Genomic DNA, 4,057 nt, shown 5'->3' on the forward strand with positions numbered 1-4,057 from the left:
GAGGACGAGGCCGAAGGCCGATGGGGGTCCAGGGGGCGCAGCCCCCTGGCGGGGTCGAAGGGGCGGAGCCCCTTCACGGGATGGGACGGGTAGGGGCGGCGGGGGCGAGGAAAGCCGGGGAACTTGATCGGCTGAGCCCTGTAGCCCCACCCCGACCACGACAGATACCGTTCGTCACATGCCGGACTACCTCGACGACCTCCGCCTCGCCCACGTCCTCGCGGACAACGCCGACGCCGCCACCATGGACCGCTTCAAGGCCCTCGACCTCAAGGTCGAGACCAAGCCGGACATGACCCCGGTGACCGAGGCCGACCGGGCCGCCGAGGACCTCATCCGCGGCCAACTGCAACGCGCCCGCCCGAGAGACGCGATCCTCGGCGAGGAGTACGGCATCGAGGGCACCGGCCCCCGCCGCTGGGTGATCGACCCCATCGACGGCACCAAGAACTACGTACGCGGCGTCCCCGTCTGGGCCACCCTCATCGCCCTGATGGAGGCGGCGGAGGGCGGCTACCAGCCGGTCGTCGGCGTCGTCTCCGCCCCCGCCCTCGGCCGCCGCTGGTGGGCGGCCAAGGGCCACGGCGCCTTCACCGGCCGCAGCCTCTCCTCCGCGACCCGCCTGCAGGTCTCCCAGGTCTCGAAGCTGACGGACGCCTCGTTCGCGTACTCCTCCCTCAGCGGCTGGGAGGACAAGGGCCGCCTCGGCGGCTTCCTCGACCTCACCCGCGAGGTGTGGCGCACGCGCGCGTACGGCGACTTCTGGCCGTACATGATGGTCGCCGAGGGCTCCGTGGACATCTGCGCCGAGCCCGAGCTCTCCCTGTGGGACATGGCCGCCACCGCGATCGTCGTGACGGAGGCGGGCGGCACCTTCACCGGCCTCGACGGCCGCCCCGGCCCGCACAGCGGCAACGCCGCCGCCTCCAACGGCCTCCTGCACGACGAGTTCCTCGGGTACCTCAACGAGCGCTACTGAACGCCCTCTTGTTGACCCCCTCTTTACCTGTCACTCTGAGAGTCCCCCCACTTGTGAATTTGTGAATCAATGAACAAACGGTGCGGGGGCACTTCAGGAGGTGGCTCCATCCATGCTCGTACGTGACGCCATGAGCACCGTGGTCCTCACCATCGGCCCCACCCACACCCTTCGCCAGGCCGCGGCCCTGATGGCCGCCCGTCGGATCGGCGCGGCCGTGGTCCACGACCCCGACGCCGGCGGCATCGGCATCCTCACCGAACGCGACATCCTCAACTCCGTCGGCCTCGGCCAGAACCCGGACATCGAACGCGCCCACGACCACACCACCAACGACGTCGTGTTCGCCGCCCCCGCGTGGACCCTCGAGGAGGCGGCTCGCGCCATGGCCCACGGCGGCTTCCGGCATCTGATCGTCCTGGACCACGAAGAGCCGGTGGGCATCGTCTCGGTCCGCGACATCATCCGCTGCTGGGCCCCCGCGCGCCAGCACGTCCCGGCCTGACCGCACACGACGGGCCGGGCACCCGAAGGAACCCGGCCCGTCCGCACCGCCAAGCGGCCCCCGCCAAAGTCCACCCATGTCCTATACTGGATACTGTCCAAATCAAGCTGACATCCAAAGTCACATCCATTCGGAACCTGGTCTCGCTGCTGTTAAGGTGTCCCCATGAGTGACCTTCTGGAACGGCTGCGCGGACGCGGATGGCGGATGACCGCGCAGCGGCGCGTCGTGGCCGAGGTCCTCGCCGGTGATCACGTCCATCTGACGGCCGACGAGGTGCACGCGCGAGCCGTGGCCAAGCTGCCCGAGATCTCCCGCGCGACCGTCTACAACACGCTGGGCGAGCTGGTCACCCTCGGCGAGGTCCTCGAGGTCTCCACCGACAAGCGTGCCAAGCGGTACGACCCGAACGCCCACCGGCCCCACCACCACCTGGTGTGCGCCCAGTGCGGCGCGATCCGGGACGTGCACCCGACGGGCAACCCGATGGCCGACCTCCCCGACTCCGAGCGCTTCGGCTTCACGGTCTCCGACGTCGAGGTGACGTACCGCGGCACCTGCCCGAACTGCGCGAAGGCCTAGCCCTCCGCAATCCCGCACCCTGAGCCCCGGCACCGATGAGTGCCGGGGCTTCGCGCTGCCCACGCGCGGGCGGGGTTCCCGAATCTGACGGTCCGTCATATGGTCTACGGCACCCACACGTCCGTTCCGCACTCCGCGAGGAGACCGAAGTGGGAGAGCCGTACCCCAAACTGAGAGCGACCCACCTGACGCGCGCCTTCGGCCGAACCCCCCACACGGTCCACGCCCTCGGCCCCCTCGATCTGACCGTCGCGCCCGGCGAGTTCGTCTGTGTCGTCGGCCCCTCCGGCTGCGGCAAGTCCACACTGCTGCGGATCGCCGCGGGACTGCTGCGCCCGAGCACCGGCACGCTGGAGATCCGCACCACCAGCGCGCGCCCGGCCGCCATGATCTTCCAGGACTACGGCATCTACGACTGGAAGACCGTCCGCGCCAACGTCCGCTTCGGCCTGGACATCCAACGCGTACCGCGCCGCGAGGCGAACGCCCGTGCCGACGACTGGCTGGCCCGCATGGGCCTGTCGGACTTCGCGGACGCCTACCCTGCCACCCTCTCCGGCGGTATGCGCCAGCGTGTGGCCATCGCCAGGGCGCTGGCCGTGGAGCCCGAACTGCTGCTGATGGACGAGCCGTTCGCGGCGCTCGACGCCCAGTTGCGCACGATCCTCCAGGACGAACTCCTCGACATCACCCAGTCGCTGCGGACGACCACGCTGTTCATCACGCACAGCCTGGAGGAGGCGATCGTCCTCGGCGACCGTGTACTGGTCATGTCCGCCCGCCCCGGCCGGATCATCGCCGAGCACCGCCCGCCCTTCCCCCGCCCGCGCACCGGCGACATCCGCGCCACCCCCGAGTTCACCGCGCTGAAGAGCGAGCTGTGGGATCTGCTGCGCAAGGAGGCGGTGCCGGCATGACGACGCTCACGAAGCCGCCCGCCGAGTCCGTCCTGGTCCGCCGCCCCGGCCCGCGGGAACTCCACCCCGCCCGCACCCACCGCCGCAGGCGGGCCCTGGAGCTGTCCCTGGCGCTCGCCGTACCCCTCGTCCTCGTCCTCCTGTGGCAACTGGCCGCCACCCGGGCCTGGATCGACGACCGCGTCTACCCGGCCCCGTCCACGATCCTCGCCGACGGCTGGGACCGGGCCGCGGCCGGCGACCTGTGGCCCGACGTGTGGGCGACGCTGAAGCGCGTCCTGGCGGGATACGCGGCCGGTACGGCGGCGGGCTACGCCCTGGGCCTGCTGATGGGCTCCCTGTCCCTGGTCCGAGCGGCCCTGGAGCCGCTCCTGGACGCGCTGTACGTCGTACCGAAACTGGCCCTGCTGCCGATCTTCCTGAACATGTTCGGCCTCGGCGAGGGCCCACAGGTGGCCCTGGTGGCGGCGACCGTGTTCTTCTTCGTGTGGATCTCCACGATGTCCGCGGTCATGTCCATCCCCGCCGGCCACCGCGACGCCGGCCAGGTCTTCGGCGCCTCCCGATGGCAGATGTTCCGCCATGTCCTGTTGCCCGCGTCGCTCCCCGCCGTCCTGGTGGGCGCGCGGATCGCGGCGGGCGTGGCGGTCCTGGTCATCGTCGCGTCGGAGCAGATCGCCGCGACCGACGGCCTGGGCCATCTGATCTTCGACTCGCGCGCGCTCTTCCAGAACGACGTGATGTTCGTCGGCATCGTCTGCGTCGCGGTGCTCGGAGTGCTCTTCTCCGAACTGATCCGCTTCGCCGGCCGCCTGCTCACGCCCTGGGCACCGAGGGACCGGGGACGGGGCCAGTCATGAAGGGAAGGGGCCAGCCATGAGCGGACGGACCCATGCATACGGCGCGGTCCTCACCGCGGTCACCACCGCAGCCGCACTGCTGGCGTCGGCGGCGTGCTCGTCGCCGTCCGCACCGGACTCCTCCTCGAACGTGGCCGCCGGACAGCGCACCGTCCGCCCGGTGGACGGCTGCGGCGCCAAGTCCTGGACGGACCCCAAGGACCTCTCCCCGAAC

At 70.8% G+C, this 4,057-nt stretch carries 5 protein-coding genes and 1 pseudogene; all 6 read left to right on the plus strand.

From position 1 onward, the window contains the following. Nucleotides 1-178: 178 nt before the first annotated feature. Nucleotides 179-979 (plus strand): histidinol-phosphatase, encoded by an 801-nt coding sequence (hisN, locus tag L0P92_RS42640; RefSeq protein ID WP_234768517.1) that lies wholly within the window; start codon nt 179-181, stop codon nt 977-979. 112 nt (nt 980-1,091) lie between these two features. Beyond that, on the plus strand, nt 1,092-1,484 hold the full coding sequence (locus tag L0P92_RS42645; RefSeq protein ID WP_234768518.1) for a CBS domain-containing protein: 393 nt from the start codon (nt 1,092-1,094) through the stop codon (nt 1,482-1,484). Between the two features lie 165 nt (nt 1,485-1,649). Further along, nucleotides 1,650-2,066: a Fur family transcriptional regulator gene (locus L0P92_RS42650; protein ID WP_048582111.1), complete on the plus strand. Its 417-nt coding sequence runs from the start codon at nt 1,650-1,652 to the stop codon at nt 2,064-2,066. A 149-nt stretch (nt 2,067-2,215) separates the two neighbouring features. Next, the gene (locus L0P92_RS42655; RefSeq protein ID WP_234768519.1) at nt 2,216-2,983 is read left to right on the plus strand and encodes an ABC transporter ATP-binding protein; all 768 of its coding nucleotides are present in this window, start codon (nt 2,216-2,218) and stop codon (nt 2,981-2,983) included. Continuing rightward, nucleotides 2,980-3,843, plus strand: coding sequence for an ABC transporter permease (locus L0P92_RS42660; RefSeq protein WP_234768520.1), 864 nt, complete (start codon nt 2,980-2,982; stop codon nt 3,841-3,843). Before L0P92_RS42655 ends, L0P92_RS42660 begins: the two co-directional genes overlap by 4 nt. A gap of 16 nt (nt 3,844-3,859) precedes the next feature. Then, nucleotides 3,860-4,057: pseudogene (locus L0P92_RS42665) on the plus strand (ABC transporter substrate-binding protein); the annotation flags it as partial.

This window comes from Streptomyces muensis (assembly GCF_021474425.1).
Taxonomy (GTDB): Bacteria; Actinomycetota; Actinomycetes; order Streptomycetales; family Streptomycetaceae; genus Streptomyces; species Streptomyces muensis.

Excerpts from the sequence above, each read along its gene's own strand:
- hisN (WP_234768517.1), top strand. The coding sequence starts at position 179 with ATGCCGGACTACCTCGACGACCTCCGCCTCGCCCACGTCCTCGCGGAC.
- L0P92_RS42645 (WP_234768518.1), top strand. The coding sequence starts at position 1,092 with ATGCTCGTACGTGACGCCATGAGCACCGTGGTCCTCACCATCGGCCCC.
- L0P92_RS42660 (WP_234768520.1), top strand. The coding sequence starts at position 2,980 with ATGACGACGCTCACGAAGCCGCCCGCCGAGTCCGTCCTGGTCCGCCGC.
- L0P92_RS42650 (WP_048582111.1), top strand. The coding sequence starts at position 1,650 with ATGAGTGACCTTCTGGAACGGCTGCGCGGACGCGGATGGCGGATGACC.